Origin of the sequence: Bifidobacterium sp. W8114 (genome assembly GCF_016101165.1) — a bacterium.
GTDB lineage: Bacteria > Actinomycetota > Actinomycetes > Actinomycetales > Bifidobacteriaceae > Bombiscardovia > Bombiscardovia asteroides.
This window is the reverse complement of record NZ_JACFRA010000001.1, coordinates 514,021-530,004: the sequence shown is the minus strand read 5'-3', so window position 1 is coordinate 530,004 and position 15,984 is coordinate 514,021. Positions and strand designations below refer to the sequence as shown.

The 15,984-nt window shown below is 63.4% G+C and carries 13 protein-coding genes; 1 reads left to right on the top strand and 12 read right to left on the bottom strand.

All coding sequences use genetic code 11. The annotated features are described in order from the left end of the window. Positions 1-15: 15 nt before the first annotated feature. The 9 genes from H3T89_RS08890 to H3T89_RS02120 all read right to left on the bottom strand — a co-directional run bounded on the left by H3T89_RS08890 (position 16) and on the right by H3T89_RS02120 (position 10,952). Positions 16-1,137, bottom strand: coding sequence for a DsbA family protein (locus tag H3T89_RS08890; RefSeq protein WP_198216097.1), 1,122 nt, complete (start codon positions 1,135-1,137; stop codon positions 16-18). Positions 1,138-1,292: 155 nt separating this feature from the next. After that, positions 1,293-2,042 carry an orotate phosphoribosyltransferase gene (gene pyrE / locus H3T89_RS02155; RefSeq protein WP_232348381.1) on the bottom strand — a complete coding sequence of 250 codons (750 nt, stop codon included), beginning with the start codon at positions 2,040-2,042 and terminating at the stop codon, positions 1,293-1,295. Beyond that, on the bottom strand, positions 2,039-3,010 hold the full coding sequence (locus H3T89_RS02150) for a dihydroorotate dehydrogenase (protein WP_198216096.1): 972 nt from the start codon (positions 3,008-3,010) through the stop codon (positions 2,039-2,041). The genes pyrE and H3T89_RS02150 overlap by 4 nt, the downstream gene beginning before the upstream one ends. Further along, positions 3,007-3,852 carry an iron-sulfur cluster-binding protein gene (locus H3T89_RS02145; RefSeq protein WP_198216095.1) on the bottom strand — a complete coding sequence of 282 codons (846 nt, stop codon included), beginning with the start codon at positions 3,850-3,852 and terminating at the stop codon, positions 3,007-3,009. The genes H3T89_RS02150 and H3T89_RS02145 overlap by 4 nt, the downstream gene beginning before the upstream one ends. Then, positions 3,849-4,910, bottom strand: a complete 1,062-nt coding sequence (gene pyrF, locus H3T89_RS02140; RefSeq protein ID WP_198216094.1) for an orotidine-5'-phosphate decarboxylase — start codon at positions 4,908-4,910, stop codon at positions 3,849-3,851. The genes H3T89_RS02145 and pyrF overlap by 4 nt, the downstream gene beginning before the upstream one ends. A gap of 2 nt (positions 4,911-4,912) precedes the next feature. Further along, on the bottom strand, positions 4,913-6,331 hold the full coding sequence (locus tag H3T89_RS02135; protein WP_198216093.1) for a dihydroorotase: 1,419 nt from the start codon (positions 6,329-6,331) through the stop codon (positions 4,913-4,915). Position 6,332: 1 nt separating this feature from the next. After that, on the bottom strand, positions 6,333-6,746 hold the full coding sequence (locus tag H3T89_RS02130; RefSeq protein WP_015021856.1) for an aspartate carbamoyltransferase regulatory subunit: 414 nt from the start codon (positions 6,744-6,746) through the stop codon (positions 6,333-6,335). Continuing rightward, entirely contained in the window at positions 6,743-7,684 is a 942-nt protein-coding gene (gene pyrB, locus H3T89_RS02125) for an aspartate carbamoyltransferase (protein ID WP_332461035.1), read from the bottom strand. The genes H3T89_RS02130 and pyrB overlap by 4 nt, the downstream gene beginning before the upstream one ends. 163 nt (positions 7,685-7,847) lie before the next feature. Beyond that, positions 7,848-10,952, bottom strand: a complete 3,105-nt coding sequence (locus H3T89_RS02120) for a bifunctional [glutamine synthetase] adenylyltransferase/[glutamine synthetase]-adenylyl-L-tyrosine phosphorylase (protein ID WP_198216091.1) — start codon at positions 10,950-10,952, stop codon at positions 7,848-7,850. A gap of 684 nt (positions 10,953-11,636) precedes the next feature. On the opposite strand from H3T89_RS02120, the gene H3T89_RS02115 reads away from it, so the two are divergent. Continuing rightward, on the top strand, positions 11,637-11,939 hold the full coding sequence (locus H3T89_RS02115) for a hypothetical protein (protein ID WP_198216090.1): 303 nt from the start codon (positions 11,637-11,639) through the stop codon (positions 11,937-11,939). 78 nt (positions 11,940-12,017) lie between these two features. Here H3T89_RS02115 and metF read toward each other — a convergent pair whose 3' ends face one another. The 3 genes from metF to H3T89_RS02100 form a co-directional block, all read right to left on the bottom strand. Next, on the bottom strand, positions 12,018-12,899 hold the full coding sequence (metF, locus tag H3T89_RS02110) for a methylenetetrahydrofolate reductase [NAD(P)H] (RefSeq protein ID WP_110417232.1): 882 nt from the start codon (positions 12,897-12,899) through the stop codon (positions 12,018-12,020). After that, entirely contained in the window at positions 12,892-15,228 is a 2,337-nt protein-coding gene (gene metE / locus H3T89_RS02105; protein ID WP_198216089.1) for a 5-methyltetrahydropteroyltriglutamate--homocysteine S-methyltransferase, read from the bottom strand. The genes metF and metE overlap by 8 nt, the downstream gene beginning before the upstream one ends. Positions 15,229-15,405: 177 nt before the next feature. Continuing rightward, positions 15,406-15,966, bottom strand: a complete 561-nt coding sequence (locus H3T89_RS02100; RefSeq protein WP_198216088.1) for a SixA phosphatase family protein — start codon at positions 15,964-15,966, stop codon at positions 15,406-15,408. Positions 15,967-15,984 lie beyond the last annotated feature (18 nt).

Here is a 15,984-nt window from a genome sequence, read left to right as displayed (position 1 = left end):
AAAGCAAGCAGCGGGTTACTGTACTTCCAGCGCTTTTCCTTGGGCTCCGATGGAGGGCATCTTTCCTTGTTGGCCCACATCCTGTGATTTGAGTCCCAGGGCCTTGAGCAGGGCCCGGTCCAGATGTTCCAGGCCTCCCTGGCTCTTCGCCGCTGCAGTCAGATCCCAGACCTTGCCGTTGATCATGATGGTGGGGGTCGAAAACTCCCCCTTGGCGTCCTTGGCATCCTTGCGGGTGATGGAGTAGGCGTTGACCTTGTCAACCCATGGCCTGTATGTACCCTGTGCGAAGCGGTCTGCCAGGGACCTTGGCACACCTACTCCTACAGCCTGGTCGGCCAGACGGGCATCGGAGACCGCCTGATAGGAGCTTTCATCGGGCTGGAAATCAGCTGCGAAGACGGCGGCGGCGAAGGCCGGCAGGTGGTCCGGGTCCTCCTGTGCCACCATGGCCAGGGCGTTGTCCACGCGGCTGGAGTACTGGTCGCTGGATACTGAATCCAGGAAGTTCAAAAAGTTGTAGGTGACGTTGATCTGACCGGCGCTGATCATGCGCTGCAGCTGGGGATCGATGACCCGGCCCACCTTGCCGCACCAGGGGCACATGGGATCCATGAAGATCTCAAGGGTAGGCGCATCGGCAACCTTCTTCCTGCCGCCGACCCCCTTGGCCGAAACGGTCAGCCCTCCCTGGTCGTCGGCCACCGATGGCTTTACAGCGACCTCCTGCAGGGCCTTGTAGGCCTTGGCGTCACCGCTGGGTCCCCGATTGGAGTGGACGGACGACGATTCGGCGGAAGAGTTATGATCTGTCCGGGCGTCTCCTGTACGGCTGGTCCATAGCATGTAGATGCCTGCAACAAGAACCAACACAAGAGCCACTGCAACCAGTATCAGCGGCAGCCTCCGGGCTCGCTGGGCAGGCTTGTTCTCTTCTTCAGGCTCGCCTTCTTGAGGCCGGCCTGTCTCTACCGGTTCCTCAACAGTCGAAAGACGCCCATCAGCATGTTCTGCAGCATCCGAAGATTTCACTGCGTCAGCTGACGTGGCCGCGACGGCAGGCTTGGCGTTTTTCAATTCGTCGTCTTCAGTCTGGTCAGGTTTATCATGACCATTCTGCTCCAGCGGTTTCGTCACGATCCATGGCCTTCCTTGCGATGATGATCCGAGGTATGCCCGTCGGACCTTTACCAATCTACACGAAGGTCGTCCGACAGCATGACCATCCGAAGAATGTGCGTCGATGTGGCATGTAAGCACAATCGACTTGCCAGCGTGAGCCAGGCTTTTACTCAGGCCCCGTAACGCTCCAGGTAGTCCCTGGCGGCATCGGCCGTGCTCCGGTCCAGGATGGGCGACCCATCCGAGCCTTTGATGGAGGCAGCCGCATCGAAAATCTGACGGACGTTGACAATGCTGATGACCGGGAAGTGGAATTCGTCCATAATTGACTCCACAGCCGAGCCCCGGCCTTGACCGGTGCGCTCCATCCGGTCCACAGAGAGCACCAGACCGACTATGGTCACCTTGGCCTGGGACATGATCTTGGGTACCACCTGGCGAACCGCGGTCCCGGCGGTCATGACGTCATCCACCAGAAGCACCCTCATGCCGTCCCTGAGCTGGGTGCCGACCATGAGGCCTCCGTCTCCATGGTCCTTGACCTCCTTGCGGTCGAAGGTGTAGCCGACCGGCATCCCATGTGCCCCGCTCAGTGCAATGGCCGTGGAGACGGCCAGGGGAATCCCCTTATAGGCCGGACCGAACACCGTGTCGATGTCGGCGGGCAGGGTCCCCTGCTTCACGGCCTGCACGATGGTGCGGGCGTAGAACTCACCCAGCAGGGCGATCAGCCGTCCGTCGTTGAAGGCCCCCGCGTTGATGAAGTAGGGCGAGCGACGCCCCGACTTCAGGGTGAAATCACCGAACTTGAGGGCTCCGCTCTGCAGCAGGAAGCTGGTGAAGCCCTCCTGGATGCGGCGGGTCTGCTCCTGGGCATCCCCGTCATGCCCGGCCTTGTTTTCAGCTGCGGATGCGCTCATCGCCAGCACTCCCCTTTCTTGAGCAAATCGGCCAGATCGGGCCGCTCGTCCAACAGATCGTCCAGCTCCCTGGCCACCCTCATGGGCGCCACAGGGTCCACCAGGGCCGCAGCCCCCACCTCCACGGCGTTGGCCCCCGCATAGAGGAATTCCAAGGCCGTGCGTCCCGAGTCGATGCCCCCGATGCCGATGATGGGAATGTCGGGCAGTGCCTGGCGCACCCGCCAGACGAAGGACAAGGCAATGGGCAGGATGCAAGGGCCGGAGACGCCGCCGGTGCCTTGCGCCAGGATGGGTTTGCCTGTAGTAATGTCGATGCGCATGCCTACCAGGGTGTTGATCAGGCTGAGGGCATCCGCTCCCCCATCCACCGCCGCCCGGGCCACCTCCACGATGTCGGTGACGTTGGGGGTCAGCTTGACCACCATTGGTTTGTCGGTCAGACCCCGCAGCCGGGTGATCAACCGGTTCAGGGCCTTGGCGTCGGTGCCCACTGACATCCCCCCATGAGAGACGTTGGGGCAGGAGACGTTGATCTCCAGCATATCCGCGGAGGAGTCTGCCAGGCGTTCCACAACGATGGCGTAGTCCTCGTCGCTGTGGCCGGCCACATTGGTGACCACGTTGGCTCCCAGGGCCTTGAGCCTGGGCAGTTCGTCCACCAGGTAATGGTCCACGCCCGGGTTTTGCAGCCCCACGGAGTTGACCATGCCGGCGGGGCTCTCGGCTGTCCTGGGCGTGGGGTTGCCTTCCCAGGGTACCGGCGAAACCCCCTTGGTGGAGATGGCGCCCATCTGGGAGACATCGTAATAATCCCCGCAGGCATCCAGGTTGAAGGTGCCTGAAGCGGTGCCCACAGGGTTCTTCCATGGCGTGCCGGCCACAACAGTGCCATGCCGCCAGGCGTGCGGTTCCAGCGGATCCATCGTTATGGCCGTCTGCGTCCCTGCGATTGTCAGCCCGCTCATCGTGCCTCCTTCTTGACCCGGTCCGCATCCCAGATCAGACGGTCGGCGGCAAAGACCGGTCCATCCTTACAGACCTTGAGCCTGCCATCAACGGTGTCGACCACGCAGGCCACGCAGGTGCCGTAGCCACAACCCATACGGGACTCCATGCAGCACTGGGCCGGCAGGCTGTATTTGCGGGCCCAGGCGGCCACGGCCCGCATCATGGGCAGAGGTCCGCAGGTCAGGATGATGGTCCGCTCGGGATCGATGTCGCCGCGAACCCGATCCAAGAGGGTTATGACATCCCCGGAGGCGTTGTCGATGGACTCCAGCTGATCGGTCAGCGAGCCCATGATGGCATCGGCGAACCGATGGTCCCGGTATCCCAGCAGGGCGGTGGTACGCACAGCGGACCGGCCTTGAAGGCACTGCGCTGCGCGGATCAGCGGAGGAACGCCCAGGCCGCCGCCCACCAGCAGATAATGAGCCGGCTTCTCCAGGTCGAAGCCATGGCCCAGGGGTCCCAGCAGGTCCACAGCCATGCCTGGCTGCAGGCGGGAGAATTCATAGGTCCCCTGGCCAACTACGGCGAAGATGATCTCAATCTGCTCGCCATCCAGAACTCGGCTGATACCGAAGGGTCTGGGCATCATGGTCATGCGATCGGCCGAGTAGAGGTTGATGAAGGCTCCTGCCGGGGCGTGGGCTGCCAGGTAGGGGTCTTGGATGGTCATCCGCCAGACCTGCCGGTCCAAGGGCTCCATGCCGGTGACCTGGGCCGTGCGGCGTCCGGGCATCCGGCCTGCCTGTCGGGCCTGATCCTCCACCCGGCTGGTGGATATGAAGAGGTTGGGTTTCATCGGGCCTCCTTGATCGCCTGATTGAGAGCGTCCTTCATGGCCTGTGCGGCTTGGCGGGCATCGCGGGTGACCATGCCAAGGGCCGCCTGAACGCTGAGCCGCGGGCTGTAGTCCGGATCCTTCCGCCATGCTGCGATGATCCCCCGGGAGGAGTTGACCACAGCGCCGCCGCCGGACCGGTCGAACATGGGTGCCACGTCGGCCGCCGAACCGCCCTGGGCTCCGTAGCCGGGGACCAGGAAGAAGGTGTGGGGCATGGCCCGGCGCAAAAGGGCTCCGTCCTCGGGGTGGGTGGCACCGACCACGGCTCCAAGTCTGGAGTATCCTGATTCGCCGATTGAGGGCCGCCCCCAGGATTCGATCAAGTCACCCAGGTGCTGATAGATGGTGCCGCCACCCGAGTCGGCGTCCAGGCCCAGCTCCTGGATCTGGCTGCCTGAGGGGTTGGAGGTGCGCACCAGGGCGAAGAGGTCACCCTGAATCTGCTCGGCCGCCTGCAGGAAGGGTTCCACCCCGTCGGAGCCCAGGTAGACATTGATGGTCAGGGCATCCTCGTACCAGGGGAACCTCCCGCCTGCTCGGGTCGGCCCACCCATTGTCTGTCCAGGATTGAGGGGCAGGGGAAGCCCGTCCAGGTGGGCGGCGTAGGCTTCGGCGGTTGATCCGATGTCACCGCGCTTGACATCCCCGATGACGTAGAGGCCACGGTCTGCCGCAGCCCGGCAGGTGCCGGTGTAGGCCCTGATGCCCCAGGGTCCAAGGGCCTCGTACATGGCAATCTGGGGCTTGACTGCAGGCACCAGGTCGGCAACGCCCTCCAGGATGGCCAGGTTGAAGCGCAGATAGGCCCGGGCCAGGTGGTCCGCCCAGACAGCCTGGGCTTGCTCGTCTTGGGTCTGCTGCGGGTCCTTGGGGTCCAGACCCATCTGGGCCATGCTCCCGGCTGCGCGCTGTCTGGCCTGTTCGATCAGCTGGCTGGGCAGCAGTTCCGGTCGCGGATCCAGACCGACCACGGTCGGATTGTGCTTGTCCTCAATGAGCGCGGTCAATCGGTCCATGCTCAGATCCTTTCCCTGGTGATGACGCGGCTTGCGGGCAGTCGGGAGAAGACCAGACGCCCATCCTTGATGGTGGCCATGACCCGGCCGGACAATTCCGCCCCGGCGAAGGGGGTGTTCCGTGCCTTGGAATGGAAGCGGCTGGGATCAACCTTCCACTTGGCATCAGGGTCCAAGATGACCAGATCGACGGGCGGCTGGCCGGTGTCGCTGCGCCGGTCGGCCTCCAGTTGCAGATGACCGGCCTTACAGCCCCTGTTTGCCTTGTGCGAGGGCAGGTCTTCAGGCAGGAGTCGATGCATGCCCATGAGTTCGGCCGGAGCCAGGGACATGAGCTCGATCATGCGGTCATGGCTGATGAGCCCGCTCTTGACCAGGACCTGGTTGCAGACCGCATAGGCAGTCTCCAGGCCGACGATGCCATTGGGCGCGTCCTTGAGCCCCAGCGCTTTCTCGGCAAGAGTATGCGGGGCGTGGTCGGTGGCGATCATGTCCACAGTACCGTCGGCTACGGCCTCAAGCGCAGCCTGTTGGTCGGCGCGGGAGCGCAGCGGAGGGTTCATCTTGGCCATGCTGCCGCAGCGCAGCAGATCCTCGTCACAGAGGGCCAGATAGTGGGGCGCGGTCTCGCAGGTGACCGGCAGACCACGGGCCTTGGCCCGTCGGACGGCTTCGAATCCCCCGGTAGTGCTGACATGCTGCAGATGCACCCTGGTGCCGGTGCGTTCCGCCTGTTCGATGTCGCGATTGATGATGGCGGTCTCGGTTGAGGCGGGAATCCCTTCCAGTCCCAGTTGGCGGCTGATGGTACCCAGGTTGACCTGACCGTGCTCGTGGTGTTCGCAGTGATCCAGGATGGGCAGGTCGAAAGCCCTTGCGTTGGCGGCCACAGCCTCAAGGGTTTGGTTGGTTACTGCCGATCCGTCGTCACTGATGGCCACTACGGGGTGTGCCCATCCGTGGCCGGGCAGGTGCCCCGACCATTCGTTCGGGTTTGAGGCCTGACGGCCGGCCCGGTCCATGGTGGCGGCCACACAGAGGGCGTAGTCCACCGGCAGGCGCAGCCCATGGTCCCGCTCATAGGATTCCAGATAGTCGATGACCGTGCGCCCGTCGGCCATCCTGGCGTGTCCATCCATGGCAGGTTGGGTGTTGGGCATGAGCAGTATCAGCCCGTAGCCTCCGGCCGCTGCGGCAGCTGTGCCGGTGACCATGTCCTCCTTGTCGGTCTGACCGGGGTCCCGCAGGTGGACATGCGGATCGACCAGTGCCGGGGCCAGCACCAGCCCCGAAGCATCTATCCGGTCCACATCTGCCGACATGGCGCCGGTCTCGTCAATCAGCCTGCTGTCAACCGCCTGGGGAAGCACCAGATCGGCTGCCCTGCCGCTGCGCCAATCGGTCAACCCCAGCAGCCGCATGTCAGTCTTCAGCCTTCTCGTCGCAGTAGTCGCAGCGGTAGACCCCGGCAGCGTCCAGGTGGAAGCGCTGATCCACGCCGGTCTCCACCGTGGTGACGCAACGAGGGTTGACACAGGTGATGACGTTGACCAGATGGTTGGGGCGGTCCGGCTGATGCTTGCTGACGATCCTGCCCTGTCGCACCACATCGACGGTGGCCTCGGGGGCGATGAATCCCAGGGCGGTCAGATCCAGATCCCCGGTCTGCTCGATCTTGATGATGTCCTTGGACCCGTACTTGCGACTATCCGTGTTCATGATCAGGGCCAGCCGCGTCTTCGCCGGGTCCACACGCAGGTAGTGCAGCACCTTCAGGGCTGTACCCGCACGGACATGGTCGATGATGATGCCGTCAACAATGCTGGTGACCTTCATGCCGCCACCTCCTTCCGCTCGCGGTAACCGGGCAGCTCGTCACCCAGCAGGGCGCTCTCCAGGGCCATTCTGACCAGCATGCCGTTGCGAACCTGCTGGAAGTAGGCCGCACGCTGATCATCGTCCACCTCCACGGCGATCTCATTGACCCTGGGCAGGGGGTGGAGGATGGCCATGTCGGGGCGCGCAGCCCTAAGCTTGTCGGCATTCAGAATGTAGGTGTCGCGCAGACGCAGGTAGTCGTCCTCGTTGAAGAAGCGCTCCTGCTGGACACGGGTCATGTAGAGCACATCCAGGTCGCCGATGACCCCGTTCAGGTCCCCGGTCTCCCGGTAGGTGCAGTCGGCCGAGGAGCGGATCCTCTCCAGGACGTATTCCGGGGTGCGCAGCTCGTCGGGACTGATCAGGACGAAGTCCACGTGGCCCAGGCGGCAGAGGGTGGTGATCAGGGAGTGGACGGTGCGGCCGAAGGTCAGATCCCCGCACAGGCCGATGGCCAGGTGGTTCAGCCGACCCTTGCGGGCGCGGATGGTGGCCAGGTCGGTCAGGGTCTGGGTCGGGTGCATGTGTCCGCCGTCGCCGGCGTTGATGACCGGGACCGTGGCTGCCTTGGATGCCACCAGGGCGGCACCCTCCTTGGGGTGCCGGATGGCCACGATGTCGGCGTAGTTGGAGACGGTCTTCAGGGTGTCGCTGATGGACTCACCCTTGGAGACGCTGGCCAGCTGGGCGCCGGCGAACCCGATGACCTGGCCGCCCAGACGGAGCATGGCCGTCTCGAAGCTGAGCCGGGTGCGGGTGCTGGGTTCATAGAAGAGCGTGGCCAGGACCCGGCCGTCGCAGGTGTGGGCCACCTGGCGGCGGTGGGTGTCGATGTAGGCCGCACGATCCAGCAGGTCCAGGATCTGGGTCATGGGAATGTCGTCGAGGGTCACCACACTTCGCCCACGAAGCGGAACGGTATTTGCGGGGCCGGAACGAGAATCGACGGCGGAAGAGGTGTTGGATGCGTGATCAACTTGTTGGGACAACGGCTCACCTTCCTCAAGGTGGCCACCTTATGTGACCTGAACAAGCATACGACCCCGGATGGACCCAGGGTCAGCTCCCGTAGAAGAGTCGTTCCATGACCTGCCTGCAGCGGCGCATGGCCGCCAGCAGCTCGTTGACGAAGCGCTGGCCTCGGTGGGCCGGATAGCCCAGGCAGACCGCTATACCCCCCAGAACCTGCCCGTCGTCCGGCAGAATGTCCGCCTGCAGGACACGTCCGGACCAGAGGAAGTTGGCGTTGCGGGCTGCGGTGCAGAGCACCCAGCTGCGGCGCAAGGCCTTGGCATCCTTGGCCTCGATAAGTCCCGCAGTCTCCAGGGCGTCCAGGGCGGTCAGCGTGCCGGTGACCTGTAGCTCGGGCAGATCGTGGGCGTGACGCAGCTGGAGGAGCTGAACCGTCCACTCCACGTCGGACAGCCCTCCCCGCCCCAGCTTCAGATGCCGATCCCGACGCACGCCGCGTGGCAACCGCTCCGCCTCCATCCTGGCCTTGAGACGGCGGATCTGCCCCAGCTCCTCCTCATTGGGCGGCTGTTGAGGGTAGCGAAGCGGATTGGCTATGCCCTCCAAAAAGTCCTTGGCCAAGCCGGCGTTCCCTGCTGCGAATCTGGCCCGGATCAAGGCCTGATGTTCCCAGGTTTCCGACCATTCGCGGTAGTAGCGCCGGTAGGAGTCGAGTGAACGCACCAGAGGCCCCTGACGTCCTTCAGGGCGCAGGTCAAAGTCCAGGTCGATACCGGGCTCCAGGCTGGCCGGTCCGGCCAGGACGGCCCGCAGGTCGGTGGTCACTCCACGGGCGAATTCGGCAGCCTGGTCCTGGTCGGCGCCTGATGCAGGACGGTAGACCAGCATGATGTCGGCATCCGAGTTGAAATTGACCTCCCGGCCACCGTAGCGCCCCATTGCGATCAAGGCCATCTCTGCCGGCGCTTGACGCGGGTCTTCGTCACCCGAACCTGTCTGCCCCAGACGGTGATTCACGGCCCAGTCCAAGGCCGCGTCAATGGCTGCATCGTAGACATCGGACATGCCCGCCAGGCAGGCCCGCTGATCGTCCACCCCGCTCATCCAGCCCAGCCCGATCCGTTCGATCTCCTGGCGGCGCATGGCCCGCACCGCAGTGGCGAACTCCTCAAGCGAGTCCGCATGCCGGGTTCGATAGGCTGCGGTCCGCTTGTCCAAGGTGTCCCGATCACGGGGGATCATGTCCTGGTCATGCCCCAGCCAGGTCACCGACTGGACGGACCGGGCCAGGGCGCCGGACAGGTAGCGGGAGTTGGACAGGATGTGGCATAGGCGGCGGGCGGCCGAGGCGGAGTCCCGCAGGAAGCCCAGATAGGTGCTCTTGCCGCCGAAATGTTCCTCCAGGGTTCGCCAGCCCAGGAGTCCCATGTCCGGATCCTGTCCCTCCCCCAGCCACTGGAGAACGGCGGGCATGAGAATGCGGTTGATCCGCGCCGAGCGGGTGACCCCTGTGGTCAGGGCCGTGACGTGGCGAATGGCTGCATCGGGGTCGGCAAAACCGATGGATGCGAACCGTGCGCGGGCCGCCTGGGGGCGCAGACTGACTTCGTCCTCGTCCACCTGGGCGTTGATGGGCAGCATGGGGCGGAAGTAGATGGCCTGATGAAGGTTACGTACCTCGATCCTGGTGGCCTGGTATTGGGCCAGCATCTGGTCGGCATGCAGGCCGAAGGCTCGGGCCAGCCGTCGCAGATCGCGGTTGCTCTCCAGTTCCTCAAGGCTGGGCGGCCGCTGACCAAGGGTGCCTGAACGGTTGATTTTCGGGAAGAGATGGGTGCGACGCAGCTGCCACATCTGCAGGCGATGCTCCATGACCCGCTCGAACCGGTAGTCATGGTCCAGCTGTTCGCCGTGTTTACGTGAAATGTAGCCGCCCTTGGACAATGCCTGCAGGGCATCAAGCGTCGCCGGACAACGCAGATCGACATCGCTGGAACCATGGACCAGCTGGAGCATCTGAACGGTGAATTCAACGTCCCGCAGCCCTCCCCGGCCCAGCTTGATCTCACGCTCCTTGCGATCCTCCGGTATCAGCCGCTCAACCCGCTGGCGCATCCTCTGACAGTCGTAGACGAAGTTGGGACGCTGGCAGGCACCCCAGACCAGGGGGGCGATCATGGACGAATAGTCCTGGCCCAGGGCCTTGTCGCCAGCGACCGGACGGGCCTTGAGCAGGGCCTGGAACTCCCAATTCTCGGCCCATTGGGCATAGTAGTCGGCGTAAGAGGCCAGACGGCGCACCAGGGGGCCGTCACGTCCCTCGGGCCGCAGGGCGGTATCAACCTTCCAAAGCGGCGGCTCAGTCGATCCGGGAATGACCGCCTGGCAGACCCGCTGCAGGAGGACGGCCATGGCAGTGCCCACGGCAATGGGATCGGCCCCGTTCGTATCCACCTCCGAGGCAGGCTCCACTATGTACATGAGGTCCACATCGGATACGTAGTTGAGTTCCTGGGCACCGAGCTTGCCCATGCCAATGACGGTCAGACGGCATGAATCCGCATTGGGAACCTGACGACTGGCGATGCTCAGAGCCCCTTGCAGTGCAGCGTCGGCCATGTCCGACAGGGCCCGGCTGATTTCTGGCTCCGGCTCCAGGGGATCCTCAGATGCCAGGTCCCGGGCCATGACGGCAGCCAGCTGCAGCCGGTATTCGAACCGCAGTGCATCGGCATAGGCCACCAGCGGGGGCTCTGAGTCCGAATTTGTCTCCACCTTGTCCAAGGCGTCAAGAACCCGCTTCTGCCTGGTTTCCGCCGTGCAGTCAGCAAGGTGGTCGGGGTCTTTGGCGGCCGCCTCTACCAACTCCGGCCGCGAGCGCATCAGTCGGCCCATGGCCTCCGAGGCCCCCAGCACCCTGATCAGTGACTGGGCCGCCTCTTGAATTTCCTGCGGGGATCCGGCCAGAAAGCCCGGCCGGTCTCCCTGCGGAAACTGCTCCAGAATTCGTATCAGCCCAGCAAGGGCTTCGTCAGGATCACAGGCCTGGTCGAGGCTCTGGACCAGGGTTTGTTCCAGCTCCTGATCGTCAACCAGACGGGCAAGCCGATCCAGCCGGAACCGGGCCTTGTCCAGGTCGTGCAACCCAAGGTGTATCAGGGTCGAAGTGGTCGGTTGCGCCGGATCTTCCATGACTCATCCCCTGCCTTTGCTGAGGTTCCGCGACGACTCTGATGCCCCGGAACCGGTACAGGCATTATAGGGGTGACGGGTCGTCAGCCCCTGTGGCACTCCCGGAATACGCAGTATATGGTGAAGATCAGCTTGGGTCATGGAACTTGCTGCCTTCCCGCACCGCTTCAGTCAGAGAGAGGATACGATAGCCAATGCCGGCGGAGCATAGGCGACTCCGCCATTCGCATCGACAACGCAACGAATCCCGAAGTAGTGGTCCTGGAGGCATTCTGAACACGACCTGGGACGGGTTTCCAAATCCCCATGGGGAGACTCTTCAACACATGCTTTTCCCTGACACCATCGTTTCCATGGAGGTGCTCCCTGCCCGCCATCCATTATCGATTCCGCTCTGTGGCGGCTATGATAGCTGTCTATAGCGTCCACGAACACATTGATGTGCGAACAAGTTCGCAGGTCGATCATCGTAGAGGAGCTGACCTGGAATGCATGAAATGCCGCCTTGTCCGTCATGCAGTCCGCCAAGGCGCTCAACTACATCAAACGCATGCGTACCAGGGCCGCGTCATTCTCCGGTCTGCCACGATTTGTTGGACGTTTTCGCGGCTTTCGCACGCATAGCAGTCATACGCGGCGCCAGAAAGGCCTTACCCGGGCAATCATGTACGAAGGAACCCTGGAATGCAGCTGACCGATACCCTACTGACCATCGCCTGTGTCTTGATAGGATTGGTATGGGGGCTGATATGCGGACTTCTACCGAAGAAAAACGACCGACTGACCGATTCGCAGCAACGCTGGACACCGGTCCTACCCCTGGTCGGTGTCGGCCTGGTGGTGATGCTCATTCTGCTGGGACATGATCTGGCCTCCTGGATAACCATCGGAGGGATGATCCTTGGGCTGTTGATTGGCATGATACCGCCGTTGCACAGAGCCGCGCTCAAAGCTCTGCCATGGCTGAGACCCCGCAATGACGATTGAGGACGAAGCGCAACTGAAAGTTGAGAACCACGCTCGCTCGATCATCAATGCGGGGCACAATACACCGCTTTTACGCCGTCAACTCTTATCACTGGAGGACTCTGAGTTGGCGCCCACCTGCCGGAAGAGGTGACGGACGTTGTGCCAGATGCGCCTGGTGACGCCGGAATGGTTCATGGAGTAAAGGTGGATGCCATCCACCCCATGGGCCACCAGGTCGGCGATCTGCTGTGAGGCGTATATGATGCCCGCCTCGCGCAGGCTGGCCCGGTCGTCGCCCCAACGTTCCAGGATGGACTCGACCGCAGCCGGGATCCGCGCCTTGCAGACCTCGCTCATGTGCCGCACCTGGCCCTCGTTGGTGATGGGCATGATGCCGGCCTCAATGGGCACCTGGATGCCGGCTGCCCGTGCCCGGTCCAGGAAGTCCAGAAAATCAGCATTGTCGTAGAAGAGTTGCGAAACCAGATGATCCACGCCGGAATCCACCTTGATTCGCAGATTCTCAATGTCCTCCTCGGGCGAGGCGGCCTCCGGATGGGTCTCAGGATAACAGGCCCCGTATATAGACAGGTTGGGCCGACGGGACCGGATGTAGGCGGCAAGGTCGCTGGCATGCTCGAAGACCCCGGCAGGCTCACGGCCCTCCACGCTGTCGCCTCGCAGGGCCAGCACCGCTGCCACACCTGCATCGTCGAACATGTCCAGTGCCTGGTCGATCACCTGGCGGTCCGCGTACTGGGCGGTCAAGTGCGCCACGGCAGGGATGCCGTACTCGGTATGGATGGTCTTGGCTATGCGGGCCGTGGCCGTGCGGTCCGAACGCCTGCCGGTCCCGTAGGTCACCGAGATGAAGTCGGGCATCAACCCTTCCAGTCCATCCAAGGTGTCATAGATGGTGCCCACCGGGGCATCGCGCTTGGGGGGAAAGACCTCCAGGGAAAAGATAGGCTCATGCATGATCCGACTCCTGACTGGACGATAGCTCCGCGCGCACCTGATGGGCGGCGGCCACCATGTGCTCCAGGCTGGGCCAGGTCTCCTTGTCCCCTCTGGTTTTCAATCCGCAGTCGGGGTTGATCCAGACCTTGGCCGCATCCAGCTTCTTCAGGATGGCGTGGATCCGGTCCACGATCTCCTCGGTGGAGGGGATGCGGGGCGAGTGGATGTCGTAGACTCCGGGGCCTGCCTCAGTCTCGAACTTGGCCTCCTGGATGGCATCCAGTACGGTCAGGTCGGAGCGGGAGGCTTCGAAGGAGATCACATCGGCGTCCATGGCATCAATGTCCTTGATGATGTCGTTGAACTCCGAGTAGCACATGTGGGTGTGAATCTGGGTAGTGGGTTTGACCCCGGAATGGACCAGCCGGAAGGCGGGAATGGCCCAGTCCAGGTATCGGCTGTGCCAGTCGGAGCGCCTCAGCGGCAGCTTCTCGCGCAGGGCGGCCTCGTCGATCTGGATGATGCGGATGCCCGCAGCCTCCAGATCCAGGACCTCGTCACGGATGGCCAGGGCCAGTTGTCGGGTCTGCTGCTTGTGATCGATGTCCTCGCGGGGCCAGGACCAGTTGAGGATGGTCACCGGACCGGTCAGCATGCCCTTGACCACATGGTTGGTGCGGGACTGGGCGTACGAGGACCAGCGCACGGTGATGGGCCGGGCGCGGGAGATGTCCCCCCAGACGATGGGAGGCTTGACGCAGCGGGTGCCATAGGACTGAACCCAGGCATTCCGGGTGAACAGGTAGCCCTTGAGGTTCTGGCCGAAGTACTCGACCATGTCGTTGCGCTCGAACTCGCCGTGGACCAGAACGTCCAGGCCGATCTGCTCCTGGTGGTCGATGACCTGGTCGATCTTGCGGGCGATGAAGTCGTCGTAGTCCTCCTGGCTGATCTCCTTCTTGCGCAGGCGGGCCCGCTCGGCGCGGACCTCGGCGGTCTGGGGGAAGGAGCCGATGGTGGTGGTGGGCAGCAGGGGCAGACCCAGCTCCTGTGCCTGGATCCTCTGGCGCTCGGGCCGGGCCGGGGTGCGCACAAAGTCCTCGTCCTTAAGGCCGGCCAGGCGCTGCTGCACCTGGGGGTCGGGCTGGACGCGGCTGCCATCGAAGAGCTTCTGGTTATCGGCAAGGGCCTTGCTGGAGCGACGCTGGTCCTCATCGGCATCGGCCAGCCGGGCCAGGTCGTGCAGTTCGCCCAGCTTCTCCAGGGCGAAGGCGAAGTGGGGCCGCACGGTGTCGGCATCCAGCCCATCCTCGTCGGCCACGGTGTAGGGCACATGCAGGAGGGAACATGCGGTGGAAACCACCACATTCGAGGTCACCTGGTGCAGGGCATCCAGAAGGCCCAGGCTGACCGCGTAGTCATTGCGCCAAATGTTGCGTCCGTTGACCAGGCCGGCGAAGATGGTGGTTCCCTCGGGCACGCCGTGCTCCTTGAGGGCCGCCAGATTCTCATCCCTGCCCTCGACCAGATCCAGACCGATCCCGTCGAAGCCCAGTTCAGCAAGCCGGTCGTAACAGTCGCCCACATGGCCGAAGTAGGTGTTGAGCAGAATACGGACCTTGCCTTGGTCACTCTCGCGGGCATTGAGGATTGGCTCATAAAGAGTTCCAAAGAGGTCCAGGTCGCCCTGTTCCTTGTCCAGAACCAGGTAGGGCTCGTCCAGCTGTACCCAGTCGGCGCCAAGGCTGATGAACCGCTCCAGAATGGTCGCATAGGCCTTGCCCAGGTCCCGGACCAGTGCCGGGTCAGGATCCAGCAGCTCGCCCTGGGGGCCGCGTGCCAGCTTGAGGAAGGTATAGGGGCCGATCAGCACCGGCTTGGCGGCGATGCCCTGCTCGCGCGCCTCCTGGAACTCCTTGAAGGGCTTGTCTCCTTCAAGGGCGATTTTGGTGTTCTGATCGATCTCGGGAACCAGGTAGTGGTAATTGGTGGTGAACCACTTCTTCATGGGCAGGGCGGTCACGTCACCCTGCTCCCCCTGGTAGCCGCGGCCCATGGCGAAGAGGATGTCTTCGGGACCCAGGCCCAGCTTCCGATAGCGCTCCGGCACGACGCCTAAGAGGATGGAAGTATCCAGGACCTGGTCGTAGTAGCTGAAATCATTGACGGGAATCAGGTCGACGCCGGCCTCCTGCTGAAGCTGCCAGTGCCTGGAGCGCAGGTCGGCGGCCGTGCGCCGGACCTCCTCCAGATTCCGTTCGCCCTTCCAGTAGCCCTCGATGGCCCTCTTGAGTTCACGATGCGCACCGATGCGCGGGAACCCGGACACGGATGTAATCGCTGCCATGAAACCTCCCAGTTTCGTCCTGATGTCTTCGGTCAGCCTATCAGCGGTGGGGTGAGGCGGGTAATTGGTGCAAATAAGGTGTCGCCATAACCTGAATCGATAACGACATAACCGCAGCCACGGGATTACCGGTCGCTAAGACTGCCTATAGAGGATTTCCACGGCTTGTTCTTCCGGTCAGTCTTCAAGATCCTGGGGCCCAAGAATACCAAGCAAACGGGACTGGTGGGTTCCCCAGTCGGTCAATGGTCGCTCAGACCCCAGCACGACCATAGTGGCCGGAGGGAGTCCTAGATTGAGCAGGTCCAAAAGGTCGGGGTCGGAGTTGTCCTCGGCCAGCCACTGTGAGCAGATAGACATGGTGGGCTCATGACCCAGGATGAGGACCCGGCGGTCACGGTCCTCGGTCTGCGCCAACTGGTCGAAGACCGCCTGCATGCCGGATTCATAGAGGGATTCCCGGTAATCGACCCGCGGCCCATCCCCCAGGGGCTTGAGCATGCCGTCCAGGGTCTGACGGGCCCGAGGCGCACCCGAGCAGATGATGCGGTCGGGCACCAGGCCCAGAGCGGTCAATCCACGGCCCATGGTCCGGGCCTGCCGCTGGCCCCGGTCGGTCAGCTGACGGCTGCGATCGCCCTGTGACCCCTGGCGTTCGGTCTTGGCGTGACGCATGAGCATGAGGGTTCGGCTGCACCGCCGCAGATCCTCAACCTTCAGACCCTTTCGCAAACCCATGCATACTTCCTTTCCCGA

Bases quoted from the DNA above. Each gene is read 5' to 3' on its own strand.
- pyrE (WP_232348381.1), bottom strand. From the start codon at position 2,042: ATGAGCGCATCCGCAGCTGAAAACAAGGCCGGGCATGACGGGGATGCC.
- H3T89_RS02150 (WP_198216096.1), bottom strand. From the start codon at position 3,010: ATGAGCGGGCTGACAATCGCAGGGACGCAGACGGCCATAACGATGGAT.
- H3T89_RS02145 (WP_198216095.1), bottom strand. From the start codon at position 3,852: ATGAAACCCAACCTCTTCATATCCACCAGCCGGGTGGAGGATCAGGCC.
- pyrF (WP_198216094.1), bottom strand. From the start codon at position 4,910: ATGGACCGATTGACCGCGCTCATTGAGGACAAGCACAATCCGACCGTG.
- H3T89_RS02135 (WP_198216093.1), bottom strand. From the start codon at position 6,331: ATGCGGCTGCTGGGGTTGACCGATTGGCGCAGCGGCAGGGCAGCCGAT.
- H3T89_RS02130 (WP_015021856.1), bottom strand. From the start codon at position 6,746: ATGAAGGTCACCAGCATTGTTGACGGCATCATCATCGACCATGTCCGT.
- H3T89_RS02120 (WP_198216091.1), bottom strand. From the start codon at position 10,952: ATGGAAGATCCGGCGCAACCGACCACTTCGACCCTGATACACCTTGGG.
- H3T89_RS02115 (WP_198216090.1), top strand. From the start codon at position 11,637: ATGCAGCTGACCGATACCCTACTGACCATCGCCTGTGTCTTGATAGGA.
- metF (WP_110417232.1), bottom strand. From the start codon at position 12,899: ATGCATGAGCCTATCTTTTCCCTGGAGGTCTTTCCCCCCAAGCGCGAT.
- metE (WP_198216089.1), bottom strand. From the start codon at position 15,228: ATGGCAGCGATTACATCCGTGTCCGGGTTCCCGCGCATCGGTGCGCAT.
- H3T89_RS02100 (WP_198216088.1), bottom strand. From the start codon at position 15,966: ATGGGTTTGCGAAAGGGTCTGAAGGTTGAGGATCTGCGGCGGTGCAGC.